General features: G+C 45.3%; 16 protein-coding genes. 8 read left to right on the top strand and 8 right to left on the bottom strand.

The genetic code is table 11. The annotated features are described in order from the left end of the window. Positions 1-506 precede the first annotated feature (506 nt). The 4 genes from BQ5375_RS03080 (at position 507) to BQ5375_RS03065 (ending at position 6,218) form a co-directional block, all read left to right on the top strand. A complete protein-coding gene (locus BQ5375_RS03080) occupies positions 507-1,088 on the top strand; it encodes an NUDIX hydrolase (RefSeq protein ID WP_076917395.1) in 582 nt (193 codons plus the stop codon). 33 nt (positions 1,089-1,121) lie between these two features. Beyond that, on the top strand, positions 1,122-3,059 hold the full coding sequence (gene thrS / locus BQ5375_RS03075) for a threonine--tRNA ligase (protein WP_022131436.1): 1,938 nt from the start codon (positions 1,122-1,124) through the stop codon (positions 3,057-3,059). 175 nt (positions 3,060-3,234) lie between these two features. Continuing rightward, positions 3,235-5,217: a class B sortase gene (gene srtB, locus BQ5375_RS03070; RefSeq protein ID WP_022131437.1), complete on the top strand. Its 1,983-nt coding sequence runs from the start codon at positions 3,235-3,237 to the stop codon at positions 5,215-5,217. 38 nt (positions 5,218-5,255) lie between these two features. Further along, entirely contained in the window at positions 5,256-6,218 is a 963-nt protein-coding gene (locus BQ5375_RS03065; protein ID WP_022131438.1) for a SpoIID/LytB domain-containing protein, read from the top strand. Positions 6,219-6,277: 59 nt separating this feature from the next. Here the strand turns inward: BQ5375_RS03065 and BQ5375_RS03060 are convergent, their stop codons facing one another. The 3 genes from BQ5375_RS03060 to BQ5375_RS03050 all read right to left on the bottom strand — a co-directional run bounded on the left by BQ5375_RS03060 (position 6,278) and on the right by BQ5375_RS03050 (position 12,599). Then, positions 6,278-10,105 (bottom strand): Ig-like domain-containing protein, encoded by a 3,828-nt coding sequence (locus tag BQ5375_RS03060; protein ID WP_022131368.1) that lies wholly within the window; start codon positions 10,103-10,105, stop codon positions 6,278-6,280. Positions 10,106-10,252: 147 nt separating this feature from the next. Then, positions 10,253-11,428: a tRNA uracil 4-sulfurtransferase ThiI gene (thiI, locus tag BQ5375_RS03055; RefSeq protein WP_022131369.1), complete on the bottom strand. Its 1,176-nt coding sequence runs from the start codon at positions 11,426-11,428 to the stop codon at positions 10,253-10,255. A 31-nt stretch (positions 11,429-11,459) separates the two neighbouring features. Beyond that, complete coding sequence (locus tag BQ5375_RS03050) at positions 11,460-12,599, bottom strand: cysteine desulfurase family protein (protein ID WP_022131370.1); 1,140 nt, start codon at positions 12,597-12,599, stop codon at positions 11,460-11,462. A gap of 302 nt (positions 12,600-12,901) precedes the next feature. On the opposite strand from BQ5375_RS03050, the gene BQ5375_RS03045 reads away from it, so the two are divergent. The 3 genes from BQ5375_RS03045 to BQ5375_RS03035 are packed head-to-tail and all read left to right on the top strand — an operon-like array spanning position 12,902 to position 15,853. Further along, a complete protein-coding gene (locus BQ5375_RS03045; RefSeq protein ID WP_022131371.1) occupies positions 12,902-13,930 on the top strand; it encodes an alpha/beta hydrolase in 1,029 nt (342 codons plus the stop codon). After that, positions 13,911-15,185: a hypothetical protein gene (locus BQ5375_RS03040; protein WP_022131372.1), complete on the top strand. Its 1,275-nt coding sequence runs from the start codon at positions 13,911-13,913 to the stop codon at positions 15,183-15,185. Before BQ5375_RS03045 ends, BQ5375_RS03040 begins: the two co-directional genes overlap by 20 nt. Next, positions 15,182-15,853 carry a DUF6320 domain-containing protein gene (locus BQ5375_RS03035; protein WP_022131373.1) on the top strand — a complete coding sequence of 224 codons (672 nt, stop codon included), beginning with the start codon at positions 15,182-15,184 and terminating at the stop codon, positions 15,851-15,853. The genes BQ5375_RS03040 and BQ5375_RS03035 overlap by 4 nt, the downstream gene beginning before the upstream one ends. 428 nt (positions 15,854-16,281) lie before the next feature. Here the strand turns inward: BQ5375_RS03035 and BQ5375_RS14315 are convergent, their stop codons facing one another. Further along, positions 16,282-16,458 carry a hypothetical protein gene (locus BQ5375_RS14315; RefSeq protein WP_022131444.1) on the bottom strand — a complete coding sequence of 59 codons (177 nt, stop codon included), beginning with the start codon at positions 16,456-16,458 and terminating at the stop codon, positions 16,282-16,284. A gap of 151 nt (positions 16,459-16,609) precedes the next feature. On the opposite strand from BQ5375_RS14315, the gene BQ5375_RS03030 reads away from it, so the two are divergent. Further along, positions 16,610-16,921: a hypothetical protein gene (locus tag BQ5375_RS03030; protein WP_022131445.1), complete on the top strand. Its 312-nt coding sequence runs from the start codon at positions 16,610-16,612 to the stop codon at positions 16,919-16,921. A 41-nt stretch (positions 16,922-16,962) separates the two neighbouring features. Here BQ5375_RS03030 and BQ5375_RS03025 read toward each other — a convergent pair whose 3' ends face one another. The 4 genes from BQ5375_RS03025 to BQ5375_RS03010 all read right to left on the bottom strand — a co-directional run bounded on the left by BQ5375_RS03025 (position 16,963) and on the right by BQ5375_RS03010 (position 20,061). Next, entirely contained in the window at positions 16,963-17,328 is a 366-nt protein-coding gene (locus BQ5375_RS03025; RefSeq protein WP_022131446.1) for a DUF2085 domain-containing protein, read from the bottom strand. A gap of 3 nt (positions 17,329-17,331) precedes the next feature. Beyond that, positions 17,332-17,622 (bottom strand): zinc-ribbon domain-containing protein, encoded by a 291-nt coding sequence (locus tag BQ5375_RS03020; protein ID WP_022131447.1) that lies wholly within the window; start codon positions 17,620-17,622, stop codon positions 17,332-17,334. A gap of 203 nt (positions 17,623-17,825) precedes the next feature. Further along, positions 17,826-18,437 carry a GTP pyrophosphokinase gene (locus BQ5375_RS03015; RefSeq protein WP_235849971.1) on the bottom strand — a complete coding sequence of 204 codons (612 nt, stop codon included), beginning with the start codon at positions 18,435-18,437 and terminating at the stop codon, positions 17,826-17,828. A 40-nt stretch (positions 18,438-18,477) separates the two neighbouring features. Further along, positions 18,478-20,061 (bottom strand): carbohydrate-binding domain-containing protein, encoded by a 1,584-nt coding sequence (locus tag BQ5375_RS03010; RefSeq protein WP_022131449.1) that lies wholly within the window; start codon positions 20,059-20,061, stop codon positions 18,478-18,480. Positions 20,062-20,172 lie beyond the last annotated feature (111 nt).

Raw genomic sequence — 20,172 nt, 5'->3', positions numbered from 1 at the left:
GACAGACCGATGAAAAAAATCCGGCGTCTGCCGGAGATCTTTTCCTTTTGCCAGTAGCATGTTTTTTCCTTTTAGCGTCACATTCTTATAAAACAAGAATGGTACATATTCATTTTATCTGTTATGAGAAGACTTGTCAAGAAAATTGTGTTGACAATTCCGAGTTTGGGTGGTAACATGAAAATTAAAATAAAGAGAACATCCCAAAATCGTTGAAGGGGAAGTCAAATCGTACTCTTTGCAAACCAGAGAAAGGTGCAGCGTTATCGCTTGCTGGAAGCACCTTTGCAAAACACTTTTTGATACCGCCCCCTGAGAGCGTGTGAAAGCCCAAAGGGAAAACACGACGTAACGGCAGCGTTATCGGCCGAAAAGAGAGATGCTTTCTGCTTATGGAAGGCATAATACGGGTGGAACCGTGGAGTAAAGATTTGCTTCATCCCAGATGATGGGATGAAGCTTTTTGTTTTTCTGGCAGAAATTGGACACCGAGGAGGAGGATGCTCATGGAAGATTGTCAGACCCCAACGTCAAAAAAGTCGAACATTGAGATTTGCGATATCTATGACATCTATGGAAACCGCACTGGAAAAACTTTCATTCGCGGGGAACCATTGTCAGATGGACAGTTTGTCATGGTTGTCGATGTATGGATTGTCAACAGCAAAGATGAAATTCTGATCCAAAAGCGTTCTCCATATAAAAAAGATCTTCCAGATACCTGGGCTACCCACAGTGGCTGTGTACTGGCAGGGGAGACTTCCCAGCAGGCTTGTATCCGTGAGCCACTGGAAGAGATCGGCATCCACATTCTTCCATCGCAGATTCACAAATTGAATCGAAAACTGAGAGGACGGCTTCTTTCGGAAAACTTCGTTGTGGAACAGGATTTTGATGTTCGCGACGCAGTTTTGCAGGAGGAAGAGGTCAGCCAGATCAAATGGGTCACTGTTTCCCAACTCAAACAGATGGCAAGCAAAAAAGATTTTTACCGCTATCCCGAGTTTTTTGATGTTGTCCGCTTTTTAGAAGAACGCAGGAGGCGTCAAAGCTCTATGAACAAAGTTAAAAAACACAACAATGAATGAGAGTCTTTTGATAGAATAAGGAGGTTAATCACTATGATCCATGTAACTTTAAAAGACGGCAGCGTCAAAGAATTTGAAGCAGGCGTATCCGTCATTGATGTCGCAAAAAGTCTGGGTGCAGGCCTTGCAAAAGCTGCCTGTGCAGGAAGAATCAATAATCAGGTTGTTGACCTGAGAACCCCAATCAACGAAGACTGCAATCTGGAAATCTGCACCTTCGATGATGAAGACGGCAAAAAAGCATTCTGGCACACTGCTGCTCATGTTATGGCACAGGCTATCCAGCATCTGTATCCAGAAGCAAAATTCGGTATCGGCCCTGCTCTGGAAAACGGCTGGTACTACGATATCGGCGGCGTAAAACCATTTACTCCAGACCAGTTTGCTGCTATCGAAGCTGAAATGAAAAAGATCGTTAAAGAAAATATCCCGGTAGAAAAACGAATCATCACCGTGGAAGAAGGCCGCACTATTTTCGCAGGTCAGGATTACAAACTGGAACTCCTGGAAGAGTATGCTGAAAAAGGCTGGGAACTGAGCATCTATACACAGGGTGACTTTACTGACCTTTGTGCTGGTCCTCATCTGATGAGCACCGGTACCATCAAAGCAATCAAACTGACACAGGCAACCAGTGCATACTGGAGAGGCGATTCCAGCCGCGACACCATGTGCCGTATGTATGGTATCGCTTTCCCGAAAGCAAGTGAGCTGGAAGCATACCTCAAACAGCAGGAAGAAGCACTCCGCCGTGACCACAACAAGATCGGCCGTGAATTGGAATACTTCACCACAGTAGATGTTATCGGTCAGGGTCTGCCGGTTATCCTGCCAAACGGTGCAAAGGTAATCCAGCAGCTCCAGCGCTGGATCGAGGATACTGAAGCAGACTGGGGCTACCAGCTGACCAAAACTCCTTATATGGCAAAACGTGAACTGTACAAGATCAGCGGTCACTGGGATCACTATCTGGATGGCATGTTCATTCTGGGCGACCCACATGATGAAACCAAGGAATGCTTTGCACTGCGTCCAATGACCTGCCCATTCCAGTATCAGGTATACCTCAATCGTGCCCGCTCCTACCGCGATCTGCCAATGAGACTCAATGAGACCTCCACTCTGTTCCGTAACGAAGATTCCGGCGAAATGCACGGCCTGATCCGTGTTCGTCAGTTCACCATTTCGGAAGGTCACCTGATTCTCCGCCCAGACCAGTTAGAAGACGAATTCCGCGGCTGTCTGGAACTTGCAAAATACTGTCTGGAAACAGTTGGTCTTGCTGAGGATGTAAGCTACCGCTTCAGCCAGTGGGATCCAAACAGAACCGATAAATACGAAGGTACTGCAGAGCAGTGGGAAGAAGCACAGAACGCAATGAAGAAGATTCTGGATCATCTGGGTCTGGACTACAAAGTTGGTGTTGACGAAGCTGCTTTCTACGGACCAAAACTGGATATCCAGATCAAGAACGTATTCGGTAAGGAAGACACCCTGATCACCATCCAGATTGACATGCTGCTGGCTCAGAAATTCGGCATGACTTATGTTGGAGAAGATGGTAAGGATCATTATCCATACATCATCCATCGTACCTCCATTGGATGTTATGAGCGTACTCTGGCATTGCTGCTGGAAAAATATGCAGGTGCCCTGCCAACATGGCTGATGCCAACACAGGCTATGATCGTTCCGATCAGCGAAAAATATCATGACTATGCACAGCAGCTGCTCGGCAAACTCAAGGCTGCGGGAATCCGTGCTGAGGCAGATTGGCGCTCTGAAAAGATGGGCTACAAGATTCGTGAAGCACAGCTGAAAAAGATTCCATACATGCTGGTTGTTGGTGAAAAAGAGGCTGCTGATGGCACTGTTTCTGTTCGTACCCGCAAGGAAGGCGACAATGGTGTTATGAGTGCTGATGAATGTATTGCTCTGATTCTGGACGATATCAAAAACAAAAAAAGATAAATAACCTTATCATGAGCCGTTATTTTGAGCAAAGTGCTTAAAATAACGGCTCATTTTTACATTTTTCATCGTTTTCCTCAAAATTGTAAAAGTATTCTTGCACGAAAACTTTAATTCCTCTATAATTACAATGGTATTAATCGGAATTTTTCCGTCAACAGGAAGGTATGAATCGGTGAAACATAAGATATTACTGTTAAACACCGGATACTCCCTTCACAGCCTGATGCGAGCAAACCCCAATCTATGTCAGCAATTTCTGCTGTTAGGGCTTGACTTTGGCAATGAGGTCATGGTCAGCGACCGACAGCAGCTGATCAGCCAAATCAGCCAGTCTGTCCGGGACAGCAAGTTTATTCTGATTCTGGACAATGCTCCTGTTCTTCGGGCAAGGGAGATTCTGGCACAGGGCTTTAACAAGCCTTTAAGACAAGACCCTAAGGCCACGCAGGATATGCGCGCTGCCGGAAATATTTCTCAGCTGCAAAGCGCCATGATCCCGCAGGATGCCATCCCTTTAAGTGATCCCAGCTGCAAGGAAGCTGGATTTCTGCTTCACTTTACCAGCACCAACATTGCTGTGCTGCCGGCGGAAGCAAAAACTATGCTTCGTCTGCTGGCAAACCAGCTGTTCCCTCTTCTGCTCAAGACCTTTTATCCCGGCTCTGTTACGGTAGACATCCCCATCCGTTCTGACCGGCAGGAGGATGTATCAGACTACATTGACCGTATCCGTAACCGCTCTGCAGATTTTCTTCCTCTACTGGGCGGAACCTCCAGCAGTCCCGTTCTTCGTCTGATCGCAACCTGTGACAGCGAAAAGCGTTCCCGTCAGTGCTGTGACAGCTTTCTGGAGGATCTGGTCAGTGAATGCGGAAAGATAACTACCATCTCCGGCATTGGCAGGAAGGGCCTGAGAGCCGTTGAAAAACAGATGCAGAAAGAAGATCTAAGCGATCTTAATTTTTCTTCCGGCACAGTACCTGCATCCTCAGGACCACAGCGAATCAGCCGTTCGGCTTCCATCTATGCTTCCTCGGCAACACAAAATCAGGAACCAACCGTAGCAGTACCCTCTTACCAATCTGCTTCTTCTTACCTATATCAGGGAAATTTGGACGATGATTTTGAAGACGACGATTTCGAAGATGATTTCGAGGAAGAGGACATTCCAAAAAAATCTCGATGGAAAAAGCGAAAAGAAAAATCTTCCAAAAACAAATGGGAACAAGATTTTTCCGAAGATATCGGGGGAGAAGCCGTTGCAAGAAAGCGTTCTCCTATCATCAGCTTTTTATTATTCATTTTTATCCTGATCTTTTTAGGGTCCGTGGGATATCTGGGATATTATTATTGGAAATCTGCCCAGAACAGAAGTACTTACCAATCTCTTCGAGAAGTATATGACAATCCTGGATTTCTTGCCCCTGCTGGTTATCCTTCAGGATATGACAAAGATTTTGCGGGACTTTGGGAGATCAACCCGGATATCGTCGGATGGATCAACATCGATGGAACCGGACTGGATTATCCGGTTGTACAAACTACAGACAACACCAAGTATTACCGCATGAACTTTGAAGGGGAGTACAGCGAACACGCTGTTCCGTTTGTCGATGCAGCGGTGGATTTGAAAAAGCCAAGCACCAACACCATTATTTATGGACATAACATCCGTACCGATGGTCAGATGTTCAATATTCTCAAAGGCTACAAAGAATTGGAATATTACCAGCAGCATCCTGTCGTCGAATTTAATAGCGTTTACCACGAGGGGCAATACAAAATCATCTCGGTTTTCTATACCAACACCCATTCCGAGCATGGAGAAATTTTCCCATATCATGAGTTCATTGACTCACAAAGCGAAGCACAGACACAGGAATATATCGATGATGTGCTCATTCGCAGCATTATCAATACCGGTGTGGATGTCCTTCCATCGGATGAGCTGCTGACACTTTCCACCTGTACCTATGAATTTAAGGATGCCCGCTATGTTGTGGTGGCACGAAAAGTTCGTAAAGGGGAAAGTGCTGATGTCGATACTTCTCAGGCATCCATGAATCCAAATCCGCTCTATCCGGATGTGTGGTATCAGCTGTTTGGCGGCACAAAACCGGATGAAGCACAGCTCAAAGCAAATCTTCACAGCTAAGTCAAATCGTAACCTACATTAAAGGAGGCTTTTTAATTATGATACAGGTTCAAAACATGCAGCAGCCTGCACAGGGAGTAACTGCTGAACTTTACAGTCAGGTTGAGGATTACCTGGCACTGGGAAAACCGGGTGTGGAAAATGAAACCTCCACCCAAAAAAGTTCTACCCGAAAAGTCATCAAGAAAAGCAGCAGTAAATCCACTTCATCCAGCGGCTCTGTTGAGAATACAGATGAATGGACCCTCGGCGTAAAGGTTAATGGAAAAACCATTTACGGCGATGCTGCTGAGATTGTTGGCCGTATGGTAGAAGCAGAGATGGGTGCCAGCTTCCAGGAAGAGGCTTTAAAAGCACAGGCCGTTGCCGCTTATACCTATGTCCGTTATCACAACGAAAACGGCTCCTGCCCTCAGGTTGTTGCCAAAGATGACGTATCTGACAAGGTTGAGGATGCTGTCAACGAAGTAATTGGACAAGCTATTTATTATGATGGTGAATACATTGATGCAACTTATTGTGCATCCAATGCAGGCCAGTCGATGGATGCTGAACATGTTTGGGGCGGATATCTTCCATATCTGGTCAGCGTAGAAAGCCCTGGCGATACCTCTTTAAAAGCATTCGGCGCTACCAAGACCTTCTCGGAAAGCGAGATTGCAGATTATCTGGAAGATTACCTCGATATGGATCCTTATTCTTACAGTGATCCGGAAGATTGGTTCTCCAATCCGGAATACATCAATGGACTTTATGTTGACACGATTGAAGTGTGCGGACAAACTGTCAGCGGCAGAACCGTACGTGAAACCATTCTTGGTGCACAGATCAATTCCGCAGCATTCGAGGTTTCCTATGATGGCGACTCCTTTACCTTCACAACCTATGGTTATGGACATGGCGTTGGCATGAGCCAGCAGGGTGCTGACTACTACGCAATGCAGGGTTGGGACTATGTTGATATTCTAACCCACTATTATACCGGTACTGAAGTTCGATAAACGTACATAACAAAAATCCCGAAAGCAGTTTTACTGCTTTCGGGATTTTTTATTGTGGTTTATTCTCTTGTACCAAATCCACCGGTCTGCGAAGAATTAGAATCATCTTCTCCTTCATCCGGAACTGGGTCATTGGTTCCATAACCATATCCGCCGCCAGTAACCGTTACTGGTACGGTTACAGTCTGATACTCGCCGGTATTATTATCCGTTGCGGTAATCGTAATGGTTGCAGTACCTTCGCCAACACCCGTAACAATACCATTATTATCAACACGGGCAATGCTGCGGTCACTGGAAGAACATACGACTGTTACCTCACCTTCCGGTCTGTCAACATAGATGTCCAGCCACTTATCGTAGCCAACCTCAACAGAAGCACCTTTGGCTTCCAGTCCAAGGTCTGACTGTGCTCCCTGATTGCCATTTTGATTGTTGTTATTCTGGTTATTGTTGTTCTGGTTGTTGTTTCCATTATTGTTGCTGCCGGAAGAACTTCCGCCCGAAGTTCCCATAACAGTAACGGTTGTCTGGGTAGAAGCGCTTCCATCTTTGGTTGCCATGGTGATGGTAACCTCTGTGGTCTGATCCAGAGAAATAATGGTGGTTACATAACCGTTCTGGTCAACATCTGCAATTCGAGGATTGCTGGAAGACCATACAATCTCGGTTCCTCCCGGATCAACGCTGTACTGAAGCTGTGCTTCCTCACCTGGATTGAGTACCAACTGATTTACGCTCAGTTTTGCCTTATCGGTTGTTTCTCCGCTGCCTTCTTCTTTTACCGTAATGGTACAGCTTGCCTGTAAGCCGGTGGAGGTTGTCGCTGTCAGGACAGCTTCTCCCGCTTTCTGCGCTGTTACGATAACATCGGTATTGCTGTATCCGTTCTGTACACTGATTGCATCGCTGCTGGAACTAAAGGAAACGGTTCCAATATCTGCATTTGCCGGTGCAACCGACAGTTTGATGTTCTGCGGCTGTCCAACAGTCAGGCTCAGTTTACTTTGTGCAAAGACAATGCTTGGATTGTTTTCATCCGCACCTGAAGCCGTTACAGTTACTTTGCAGGTTGCACTGTATTTTCCATCAGAGGAAGCTACTGTGATTTCTGCACTTCCTGCATTGATACCTTTAATCTCTGCTTTTGTTTCATTACCAGATACATGAACAATACTGTCATCGCTGCTCTTCCAGGTCAGGCTTGCCTGTGCACCTTCTGGCTGGAGGGTTGCAGTCAATGTCTTGGTTTCTTCTGGTTTCAGGCTGATAGAAGAGGAATCCAGTGTAATACCAGTCAGTTCCTTTCCACTGCCTTTTACTGTAATGGTAATGTTATCTACATAACCGCCATCATCTGCCACTGCCGTAATCTGAGCTGTACCCGCTCCAACCGCTGTTATCAGACCGGTATTTTTGTCTACCGTCACAACTGCTTTATTGCTGGAATCCCAAGTACAGGACTGGATTGCCGCATCAGAAGGGCTTACTTTTGCAGTCAGAGTGGTGGTGTCACCCACATTCATGGTGAGCTCACGTTTGCCATCAATGGTAATGCTCTTAACCTGACCCAGTTTCTTTGCATATTCTGCTGCATCTGCATAAACTGCCGGATAGTATGCATCTTCATTGACTACTGCCTGATCTACATCAACACTTGCATCTTCGCCATCGCGCACTCTGCGTGCAACTACGACAAAGCGTGCTTCCTTAAATTCATAGGTACAGGTAGAGAGTGTCAGCAACTCATCTCCATACTCCACATCAACCGGAGTATCAAAAATGCTGCGGCGTCTTACCTCATCGATGAATTCATTAAACTCTTCTTCCGTTTCTGCATTGACAAAGTGGTTGTACTCAAATACATTTCCATTATCGTGCGAAGCTTCTGTGTTGGTGATGAATGCACCAATAATCTTGTATGTACCCTCTTTATAAACACTATCGAAGCTTACTGTCGGATGCTCCTTGTAGAAGGAGAGCTGTTTATATTTGGTCAGATCATTGAACATCTGTCCATCGTTGCGGATATTGTGTCCATAGATAATGATATTGGTACTTGGTGTTTTAACATCGCACTCATAGTCGATGTAAGGGGTACCATAGTAATCATATTCCTTATCGAATCCCAGACGATGATAATAATCATTGTCTGAAGTCTGAACAACCGGGAAGTTTACGTTGGTATCATCAATCTTGATCCAACCCTTGATATCCTCGTTTCTCTGATAGAAAGAATAGAATTTTGGCAGATAGTCATTTGGATATCCTTCAATATTGGATACATTAACCTTACCATCTGCAATATCCTTTTCTGCCTGTGCCATCTCATCCTGAAGGCTTGCCAGATTTGCCTGGGATTTTCTATTCTGGGCTCCAAAATCGATCAGATAGATCATCGATCCCATGAACACACACACACAGATCCACATCAAAATCTTGCGGACCTTGTCAAATCCACTGTCATCCCGATTCGGGAAAATACGGTATAAAATACCTTTAAAACCTTTTGGCGCTTTTTTTACTTCCTGTGGAAGATTCTTCTCTTTCGCTGTCTTTCGCCCCTTTTTCTTGTGATTATCAGGTTCCATCAGGTTATTTTCTGCAAGGCTCAAAGCAGCAGTCTGTGGAACAACGCCCATTCCTTCCAGAACCGCTTCTTCAGCATCACAGCTTCCCTCTGGAGCCTGTGGATAACTGTCGACCAGTTTCCTTGCCAGATTAAATAATTTTGCAACGGCATCTGATGTCATCTGGGTAAGGGAATGATAATTCCCCGCATCCAGTTCCTGCATCATACACACTCCGTTGAGCACTGCTGCCACATAGGCTTTGCGGCTCTTGAATGCTGCATTCGGCAGGCTTAATCCTAATCCCAGGATATCTTTTTCTTCCTGCTTGGAAGCTCCCAGTGCCATTGCAGCTGTTACATTTGCGCTGACTGGACCAAATGTTTTTCCAATCTTGTCATTGATGCCAATCTTTTCCAGATCCATCTTTTCCGGCTGACACTGATATACCGAATAGATCAGTTTTTCGTCCTTATCGACATTATGAAAACGTTTTGCCGCCAGACCTGCCGAGCCGGACTCTGCAAATGCAATGCGAATATTTTTCTTGGCACACTTAAGTGCCAGCGCATGCTCGATTCCGTTTACATCAATCCCGTATACATGGGTTCCCAGACGCTGTACGATGGCTCTCATTGCTTCGTTGCAGCGTTCTGCCGCTTTTTGACGGTTTGAATCATTATCCGAAATTCGGATAATGAGCTCGGAACGTTTTTCATAAATTGCCACACAGGGAAGCTCTTTACTGGTTAAATCCTGCAAGACCTCCTGTGCCTGTTCAAATCCCATCTCCATAATGCGCAGCACGCGGCTGTAACATGGGGTTGGGCTGGTCTTATTGAGAATCTGGAACAGGTAGCTAAAAAACAGGCTGGTCTGTTCCTCTGGATTGGAAGGCAGCACCACAATGTGGAATTCGTCACCTGCCACCTCAAATCCTGGGATCAGGGAACGGTGGCATGGGAAAATTCGTGCTCCTTCCGGCATCAGAGCGAGCTCCTCAATCTGCTCCTGCGAAAGTTTTCCTCTCTTTGCAAGATGCCGTGCAACCTCTTCTCTTTCGATCAATTCTTTTTGACTTGCCTGAGCCGCTGCATGAACACAGGCTGCATCTACTGAAAGATTTCCGGTGAGGGGACAAAGGATCAGTGCCTCCGACTGCGCACAGGCCTGAAAGGAACGATTTAAACTGCCAATATCCCTGGACGGAAATTTCTCTACGTCATAGCCAAGAACACGCAGTTCTTTTTCAATATAGGGTGATGCCAGCAAACCCTTTTGGCTTCCTGCTTCCACCCCTACGATATAGACTTTCAATGTTTTCCACCTCAATCTACGATCCGTTTTTGCTGTCCGAACCGACAGCCTGGACTCATTTTAAAAGGACATCTCCTGTTATATCAATATCATAATCCAAACAAATTCCGGTTTCAAGCGGTAAATCCTTCTTAAAACACCTCAGACTCAGGAATTAGAGATATTGAGCTGTTCGATATTCTCGATTGCCCGGTTGATCAATTCCTCTGCGTTCATCTCATCCTCTGCAAATTTAACAAATTTTAACTGAGGTTTGGTTCTTGGATGTTTTGGAGTAAAGACAGTACAGCAATCCTCATATGGCAGGATGGATGTTTCAAAGGTATCGATTTTTCTGGAAATGATAACGATTTCATCCTTATCCATACCGATTACAGGACGAAGAACCGGCATATCACATGCTTCATCGGTGCAGGCAATTGCCTGGATGGTCTGGCTGGCTACCTGACCCACACTTTCTCCTGTAACCAGAGCCTCACATTCATTCTGTCTGGCTACACGGCAGGCAATCTTCATCATGTAACGACGCATAATAATGGTGAACAGATCCTCCGGACACTGATCACGAATTGCTTCCTGAATTTCGGTGAATGGCACGATGTACATCTTGATTCTGCCGCAGTAAGAGCACATCTTGTGCGCCAAATCAATTACTTTCTGTTTTGCACGCTCCGATGTATACGGAGGAGATACAAAATGGATGGCACTGATTTCCAAACCACGTTTTGCCATCATATAACCCGCTACCGGGCTGTCGATACCGCCGGAGATCAGCAGCATTGCTTTGCCGCCGGTTCCAACCGGAATACCGCCTGCACCTTTGATCTGACTTCCATGAACATAAGCTGCATAATCGCGTACTTCTACCATAACGACAATGTCCGGGTTGTGCACGTCAACTTCCAGATGTGGGAACTGCTCGAGCAGATATTCGCCGACACCTGCACAGATCTCCGGAGACTTAAGCGGGAAGCTCTTGTCCGAACGTTTTGCCTCTACCTTAAAGGTAGCCTCATTTTCCAGCTCATCCTTCAGATATTCTGCTGCAGTCTTTTTGATCAGCTCAAAATCTTTATCGATTACACAGGCTCTTGTCAATGCCGCAATTCCGAATACCTTCTGCAGGCGGTCAACCGCTTCATCCAGATCATATCCTTCTTCATCTGGCTCAACATAGATGGTGGACTGAGCCTTGCGGAAATGGAAGGAACCGACCGACATCAATTTGCGGCGGGCATTTTTGATCAGACGATCCTCAAACGCATGGCGATTTAAACCTTTCAGGGCAATCTCGCCATTCTTTAACAAGATAACTTCTTTCATGTTACACCTCTTACTCTACTATTCCTATGAATTATTTTCGAAACCGATTCAGGCCTTCCTGCAAAGCCTGCAAAAATACGGGAACTTCTTCCAGCGTATTGTATCTTCCAAAGCTCAACCGGATTGCGCTGTCCGCACGCTGGTGATCCATTCCCATCGAGGCGAGCACATGACTTGCTCCTCCCTTGGCACAGGCTGAACCGCTGGATACATAAATTCCTTTTTCCTCAAGAAAATGAAGCATGATCTCCGAGCGCACACCCAATGCTGAGAAGTTCAAAATATAAGGTGTCGCATCAGCAGGGGAATTGATGCAGATATCCGGAAGATTTGTCAATCCTTCCAAAAGTGCGTCGCGGATTTGGGTAATTCTTTTATGATTTTCTTCCCGTTCCTGCATGAGGAGGCTGGCGGACAGTCCCATCGCACATGCATTAGCAATTCCTTCAGTTCCAGGGCGCACATTCTTTTCCTGTCCACCGCCAAAGGTGACCGGACGGAACCGGGTTCCTTTTTTGATATAAAGTGCGCCGCATCCTTTTGGTGCATAGATCTTGTGTCCACTGACCGAAAGGAAATCAACGTCCATTGTTTTTCCCAGTTTGATCGGCTCCTTGCAATAAGCCTGAACCGCATCACAATGGATGAGCAGCTGTGGATATTTCCGGCGCAATTGGCGGCTAATTGCACCAATTGGCAGAATGCTGCCGATCTCATTGTTGACTGCCATAATCGACACCAGCACGGTCTTGTCATCCACTGCTTCCAGTACCTGCTCCGGTGTAATCTGTCCGTTTGCATCCGGCATCAGTCGAACAATTTCCCAGCCTTCACTCTCCAGATATTTTACGGTATTAAGCACTGCATCATGTTCAAACGCAGTCGTTACAATGCGGTTGCCGCGGCGTTTCTGCGCTCTTGCCGCACCCAGAATTGCAATATTGTCCGCCTCTGTACCGCCAGAGGTAAAGTAGATTTCCGAACTCTGACAGCCAAGCGATGATGCCACCTGCTCCCGCGCTTTGTCCAGGCGTTTTTGTGCCTCAAAGCCTTTTCGGTGCAGGGAAGAAGGGTTTCCATAACACTCGGTCAACATTTCGTATACTAATTTTGCGGCTTCCTCTCTTGTTCTGGTCGTCGCGCTGTTATCATAATAAATTTCGTCCGGCAAAAACTACACTTCCCTCATCTTACATCGTCTTCATCTATTGAGTACATACCTTTTTATTATACTGCATCTGACACGATCTTTCAAATATCAAAGCCTCTTTTTACAGTATTTTTACAGCTATCCAATCACTTTTTCACGCTGTTTAAAAAATTTCCAAAATACACGACATTTCCTTCTTTGTTTTAGAGAGGATATACGCTATAATAAGCATAAAGAATTGACGGATGTACAAAAAGTTTTTATACTCCGAAATCTTGATTCACCATTAACCCTCTTTCAAATGAAAAGGATGTCTATCATTTATGGCAATTAATCAGTTTATGCGCGCAACGTTAAAAGCTCTTTCCTATCCGGAACTACTGGATAAGAAAAACGGCTATAAAATTCAGCGAACCTTCGTCAATGCATCCCATCCCCATGTTCTTCGCCCATTTTATAAAATCTGGGACAGGGAGATCTGGGCAGGGGATCACAACATTCCAGTCCGCATCTTTGCTCCCGATGTAAAAGGTCCACACCCTGTCCTGCTCTTTTTCCATGGCGGCGGCTGGGTCACCGGAAACATCGACTCGTATGACAAGGTCTGCACCAATATGGCAAAGATCACTGGTCACATCGTCGTATCGGTCGATTATCAGCTAGCACCGGAACACAAATTCCCGGCAGCTCCGGAAGACTGTTATCGTGCTGCAAAAGAAATTTTTGCACACTGCGATATGTTTGGCAACACACCGGACGATATCACACTCATTGGAGACAGTGCGGGCGGAAATCTGGCAGCGGTCGTTTCTCTGATGGCGCGAGATCGCGGGGAGTTTTTCCCAAAACGCCAGATTCTTCTGTATCCTGCCACCAATAACGACCACACCGAAAATTCACCGTTTGAGTCGGTGCGCACCAATGGAAAAGGATATCTGTTGACCAGTAAGCGTATGGTTGATTATATGGCGCTTTACCGATCTTCGGATGAGGATTTGCAAAACCCATATTACGCCCCTATTATCAGCAAGGATTTAAGTCACCAGCCAAAAACACTGATCATTACAGCGGAGTTTGACCCGCTGCGGGATGAGGGAGAAGCTTACGGAAGAAAGCTTTCTGAAGCTGGCAACATCGTCGAAATCCATCGCATCCATGATGCGCTGCATGGATTTATGTCCCTGAACCCAAGCTTTAAACATGTTAAAAAAGCCTATCGCTATATCAATAATTTCCTAAAGAATGAGTCGGATACTTTCGGCGAGGTAATCAGTGAAACGGAAGAAAACAAAATCTCGCTGACAGAGAATACAAACAAAGAGGTGAACGGTCTTGAGCCAGAAGAGTGCTGATTGGACCCGTTTAGACAATGCCGCAAAAATATTCCCGCCTACCAGCAACAAGCAGGACACCAAGGTGTTTCGCTTTGCCTGCCAGCTGAGCGAGTGGGTTGACCGGGATATTCTCCAGCAGGCCACCGAGCGATCTCTGGATGTTTTTCCCATCTTTCGCAGTGTATTAAAGCATGGTCTGTTCTGGTACTATCTGGAAAAGACAGAACTTGTACCGGTTGTGGAGCCGGAGTATCGTCCACCCTGCGGACAGATCTATGACCCCAGCAGCCGAAACCTGCTTTTTGAGGTAAGCTGTTACCGCAACCGCATCAATCTGGAGGTTTACCACTCCCTGACCGACGGCACCGGTGCACTGCAGTTTTTAAAAACACTGGTATGCAATTATCTTGCAATCAAATATCCACCGCTGAAAGAGGATCTTTTGTCCGAGATCGAATATGATGCCTCGGTTTCGGAACGGGACGAAGACAGCTTTTCCAAGTATTATGACCCTCACCACAGCGCAAAGAGAACCAAAAGCAGAAAATCCTGCCAGCTCAAAGGTCTTCGTGTACCGGAGGGCAGACTCAAAATCATCGAAGGAATCATGCCGGTCAAGGAGGTTTTGCAGCTTGCAAAATCCTATAATACCACCCTTACCGTAATGCTTACCTCGATGATGCTGATTGCTTTTGCCGAGGAAATCCCGCTGCGCCAAAAGAAAAAGCCGGTGATCCTTTCGGTTCCGGTCAATCTGCGAAACTATTTTCAGTCGGAGACCGCCCGAAACTTTTTTGGTGTCATTCAGGTCGGCTATAACTTTTCCCAGGGGCCTGGAACGCTGGAAGATGTTATTGCCTGCGTGAAGGAAGAATTTAAGCGGGAACTGACCGCCGAACAGCTGGGTGCCAGAATGGCTGCACTCTCCAAGGCAGAACACAACTATGTTGCCCGCGCGATTCCTCTGGTCATCAAGGACCTGATTCTGTGGACTGCCGACACCATCAGCGAAAGCTATACTGCCGGTTCCATCTCCAATATCGGTAAAATTGATCTGCCTGAGGCTGCAAAGCCGTTTGTCAAACGCTTTGATGTTTTTGTCAGCACCGATAAGCTTCAGGCGTGTGTCTGCTCTTATGGCGGGGAACTGACCGTCAGCTTCACTTCTGCATTTCGCAGCACCAATGTTCAAAAGCACTTTTTCCGCCAGCTGACCCAGGCGGGCATTCCGGTGGAAATTCAGTCCAATAAGTTGGAGGATGATCTGCAATGAAATACTGTGAAAAGTGCAAGGTTGTTGTTCCATCCGGTCGGGAACGCTGTCCGCTGTGCCAGCGCTTTCTGACCGAGACCGATCAGCAGGGATATGATGACGAGATTTTTCCCTATATCCCGACAATCTACCATCAATACAATCTTCTGATTCGGTTTTTGCTGTTTTTATCTGTCACCATCTGCGTTATCTGCATCACCTGCAATCTGCTGTTCTGGACGCACAGCTGGTGGTCACTGTTTGTGCTGGCAGGAGTGGGGGCTGGATGGGCCACCGTTGCACAGGCAATCCGCAAACGCAGTTCCTTCTGCAAACATGTTCTGTATCAGCTGGTCACCATTGCACTGGTAGTGGTCATCTTTGACCTGATGACCGGCTTTCATCGCTGGTCGTTTAACTACCTGATTCCGGCATTGTGCAGTTTTTCCATGATTGTAATTGCTTCGATTGCCGCAACAGGACACCGCTCGATTGAAAATTATATCATCTATATGGTTGTTTCAGCGGTATTCAGTATGGTTCCGGTAATCTTCCTGCTGACAGGCTGGACCACGGTTTTGTGGCCTACTGTCCTGACCGCTGCGGCAAGCGTGATTTACCTTGCGGCGCTGGTTTTATTTATCGGAAAGGACACCTGGTCCGAGCTAAAAAAGAGACTGCATTTATAAGCACAAAAGCGGAAGCGGTATAATACCGCTTCCGCTTTTGAAACAGCTTTCTTGACAAAACGTAAACCTTGGTTATATAATGAATGTCAGAGAGATGGCTCCCGTGTGCCAGACGGCGGTCATTCCCAAACAACTGAATTACTTGAGGAAACGCCGCCCCTTTTACTTAGGGGTGGTTATTTCTTTATGTACATTAAAATACCAAAGATAACCGTTGCAAGTAAATTTAAAAGTGCAATCACTTCTAAAATCGTCATAACGGTCACCCCCTTTTTTGGGGAAATAACCGTGCCATCTTTCTGACAAGCTGTAGTATATCACACGCACCAATATTTGTAAATATTACCGTATTGAAACAGGCTCACTTGATATCAAGTGAGCCTGTTTTGTTACATTTTTGAATATAGGAAAAATAAATCGTTTACCAACTATTCCTCAAGTTTCTTTTTTTCCATGTGGTCCATCGCGTAAGCAATAGCCTGACAAATAAACTCATTTCGAGACATTTCTCTTTCTGTGGCTGCCACATCTATTTTATTTAAAAAAGGCTCTTCTATCCTTAAAGAAATTAAAATTTTCTCAACTTTGCCCGGTGAAAATTCCATCTTTATCCCTCCTATGATATTTATATCATATATAGTTTTATCTATCATTGATATATCTCAAAATAAGATATTTGTTATAGATATTGATTTTATATATTAAAATATGATATATTATTTTCAGGAAATCATATCATTTGAGGGGGAAGATCAGATGACGGACGCGGAAAGAATTCTGGATTTTTTTAAGGAAAGCGGCTTAATGGAAAAAATTCAGAAGCAAAGACAAGCTGACCTGATTTTATCTGTTTCCGACCATCACATTGATACTCCCCACTGGGACTATTATACCGAAATCAGCAGCCTGCTGCCGCTGTATCCCGAATTTACACAGTTTCTCAAGGAGATGGGAATTTCGCCCATTTCACAGCAGGTCGATTTTTGCTGCCATGTCACCATGATGCTTCGGCTGGATTTTGACAGGGTGCTGGAAAATCCTAAAATCATTTACTCTCTGTTTCTTTAAAGTATCGATATAAAAATAAAAACGTCCCGAATGGGACGTTTTTATTTTAGATTTTTTCCAAACTCAAATCCTGCCTGCGCTGCAAAAATCGTCGTAATCGACACCAGACCCACCAAAGCATAACCAAACAGAACCCCCGTCACCAAACGGCGAAGATTTCCGCTTTGATAGCTTGTCAGTTTCTGAGCAAAACCGTCCAGCAGCAGCGGCAGCATCAGGAAAAGGCACGTTTTCAAGTCGGGCACTGAGAAAAGCACAAAACAGGGAAGTGCGCACAAAATTCCTATCAGTTCACCGGTACATCGGGCGCAGATTGGAAACTGTTTCCCACGATAGAAAAACGAACGGTCGCTCCGGCAATGACAGCCGAAAATAATCGGCAGCCAGCGATACAGCCAAGCCTGCATGACCTAGCTCAACAAACCAAAGGTGAGGGCTCCTACAAAAACAAGCAAATAATACAGGATACCCAGAATCACTGACACCAGTGCACCAATTCCAGCTGCCTTTGCTGTTCTGGGCTTAGTATCCTTCCAAACCAGGAACAGGACCAGTCCCGCAACAGGGATACAGCATCCCAAAAGTCCCCAGCCGATTCCGCCATTATCTTCCACATTTGGATTTTTATTCTGATATGCCCCACAGTTCTGGCATACCGTTGCGTTGTCATCGATTGGTTGTCCGCAATTTCTGCAATACATGACAAAATTCCTCCTTATCTTGGATTACTTTCAGTTTATCTAAAAGCAATTCTCTCGTCAAGAAGAAATTTTGTAAATTGTAAAAAAAGCAAAACAGAAAATGATTTCTTGGGGAATCAAGGTTGACTCTAAACCGTGCTATCTTAGGTTTTCTGCCGGATTTTTGACCTTATGCTGCGTCTTTTAGCAACCCAAATACAAACTTAATCCCATTTATCGTTTTGGATGATATCCCGCAAAGCCTGCATCGACATATCCACCGAAGCAATCTCATCTGCACAGCGCTTGAGCTCATCACAGATTGTCTTTTCATATTGGATATTTTTCTTGTACTTCATCTGATGTTCCAAAGCTGCCCAAAAGTCGATAGCAATGGTGCGAAGCTGAATTTCTGCCTGAATGCCCTGTTCGGGTCCATCATGAAATTTTAAAATGAGGTGCAGGCTGCGGTATCCATTTGGTTTTGGATAGGCAATATAGTCCTTGGTAGCAACAATCGTAAAATTATTTTGTGTGCTCAGCCATTGAGAAATTTTATAGACATCATCTATAAAGGAGCATATGATGCGCACTCCCACTGCGTCATGCGTTTCTCTGATTGCAGTTTTTCCATCTGTTGCAACGCCGCGCTTTTTCAATTTATGAATCATACTATCTGGATTTTTGATTCTGGATTTGCAGTATAAAATCGGCTCCACACCGTCCGCATAATCCTTCGCCGGGTACTGACGAATGGTGTCCAACAAAATTTCTTCCACACGCTTCAGACGAAAAAAATCATCCCCGTAATATTCTTCGTAAGTCAATGCCATCATTCTCCATTTTGAAAAATCGTATTTTTAATTTTGGGCTTTTTTAAAATCCGGAATGACCTTGTCCTTTTCCGCCAGTTTTTCCCATTCCGCCCATCTGTCCAGGATTATTTTCCGATCCATCATTGGTGGTTATTTCGCCTCCATTATTGGTGTAGCTTCCATCGCAATCCAGCGTTGTATTTCCGCTACCGTTACAGGTAAGATTCAGCACACCTCCGTTAATCGTCAAATCACCGTTAGAGTCAATGCAATCACCCGTTGAGACTATGGTAAGACTGCCATTATTGATGGTAATAAATCCGCCTGAGCTAGTCGAAAACTCGTCCTGCTGAGACATCCTGCCGCCAAAGCCAGAACTGTCATTTCCACCGCCAGCATTCAAGCCATCATCCTCGGATGTAATATCGAAAGTTCCTCCATCAACAGTGATGGACATGCCTTCTACTCCTTCATAACAATCGCTGATCTTAAAAGAACCATCTTCAATCACAACAGAAGAGTCCGAATGAATAGCATCATCTCCGCTGGCTATATTAAATTCACCGGCAGCAATGGAAATTTCATTTGCTGCATGGATAGCATCATCAGCTGAATCCAGATTAAAGGTACCACTTGTAATGCTGATATTTCCATCTGCCTTGATGCCTTTCTGACTGATGGTGTCATCCTGTGCGGTTGTTGTTTCTACCTGTAAGCTGCTGCTTTGTCCGAATTCCGTTGTGTTGCTTGTGGTGGAAACACTGGCGCTTCCTTCTCCGGAAGTAATGGTAAAGGTTCCATTTTCAATCTGCAAATATGAGCTGGCACTCATTCCATCGCCGTCCGCTGTAATATCAAAGGTTCCACCTCCAACATAGAGAAATCCCATACTGCTGTCTTCCGTATTTTCGGCATGAATTCCATCCTTGCCGGATTCAATCATATAAGTTCCGTTTGCAATTCTCACACTGTCCTTGCCGGAAATTCCATGGCTTGCAGCTGTGATATTGTAAGTTCCGCTTGTAATAACCAAGTCATCTTTGGAAACTATTCCATGACCGGCATCAGCAGAAATTGTCAGCGTTCCATCGCCATTGAGTGTCAGATCTGATTTTGAAAAAATCACCCCATCGATGTTATTATCATCCATTGCGACATATTCTCCACCGTTTGCAAGGGTATTCTGTGTGCCGGATGCAGTGGTAATAAATACCTTATCTGCTTGTAAAACATAAATGGCTGCTGAGGTAGAGCTTGTTATCTGCACCCCCTTGAGCACTAACTGGACTTTATCTGTGTCCTCTGCATTGACAACAATCATTCCATCTTCCAGCGAACCGGACAGAATATAGGTACCTGCATCTGTAATCGTAACTGTACTGCCCGAAACCTGCACTGTATCCGAATTACTGGAAGCATTATCTCCAGACAATGTAATCCATGTACTTGTTTCCTCGTTATACCCGATTTCCATGTCTTTGTCCGTAAACATATCAGACGAACCTGCTGTTGATATTGGCTGCTCAGATTCTGTCTCACTTTGTTCTGTAGAGGAGCTTTCTGATTCTGCCAAATCTGTGGAGCCACATGCTGAAAAAACAAAAAGAACAGCAAGAACCAGCGACAATATGGATTTTTTATTCATGAGTGAACCTCCTTTTATCATTCATCACCGTTTCCTGGATGCAAATTGAAATCTTCAGCTCCTTACGTTGGTAACGCAGCTTATCTATTGATTTTCTTGCTTGTTACTGGT

The sequence above is a fragment of the Negativibacillus massiliensis genome, assembly GCF_900148495.1.
Lineage (GTDB): Bacteria > Bacillota > Clostridia > Oscillospirales > Ruminococcaceae > Negativibacillus > Negativibacillus massiliensis.
The sequence above is the reverse complement of the archived record's forward strand: the minus strand, read 5'-3'. Positions and strand labels throughout refer to the sequence as shown.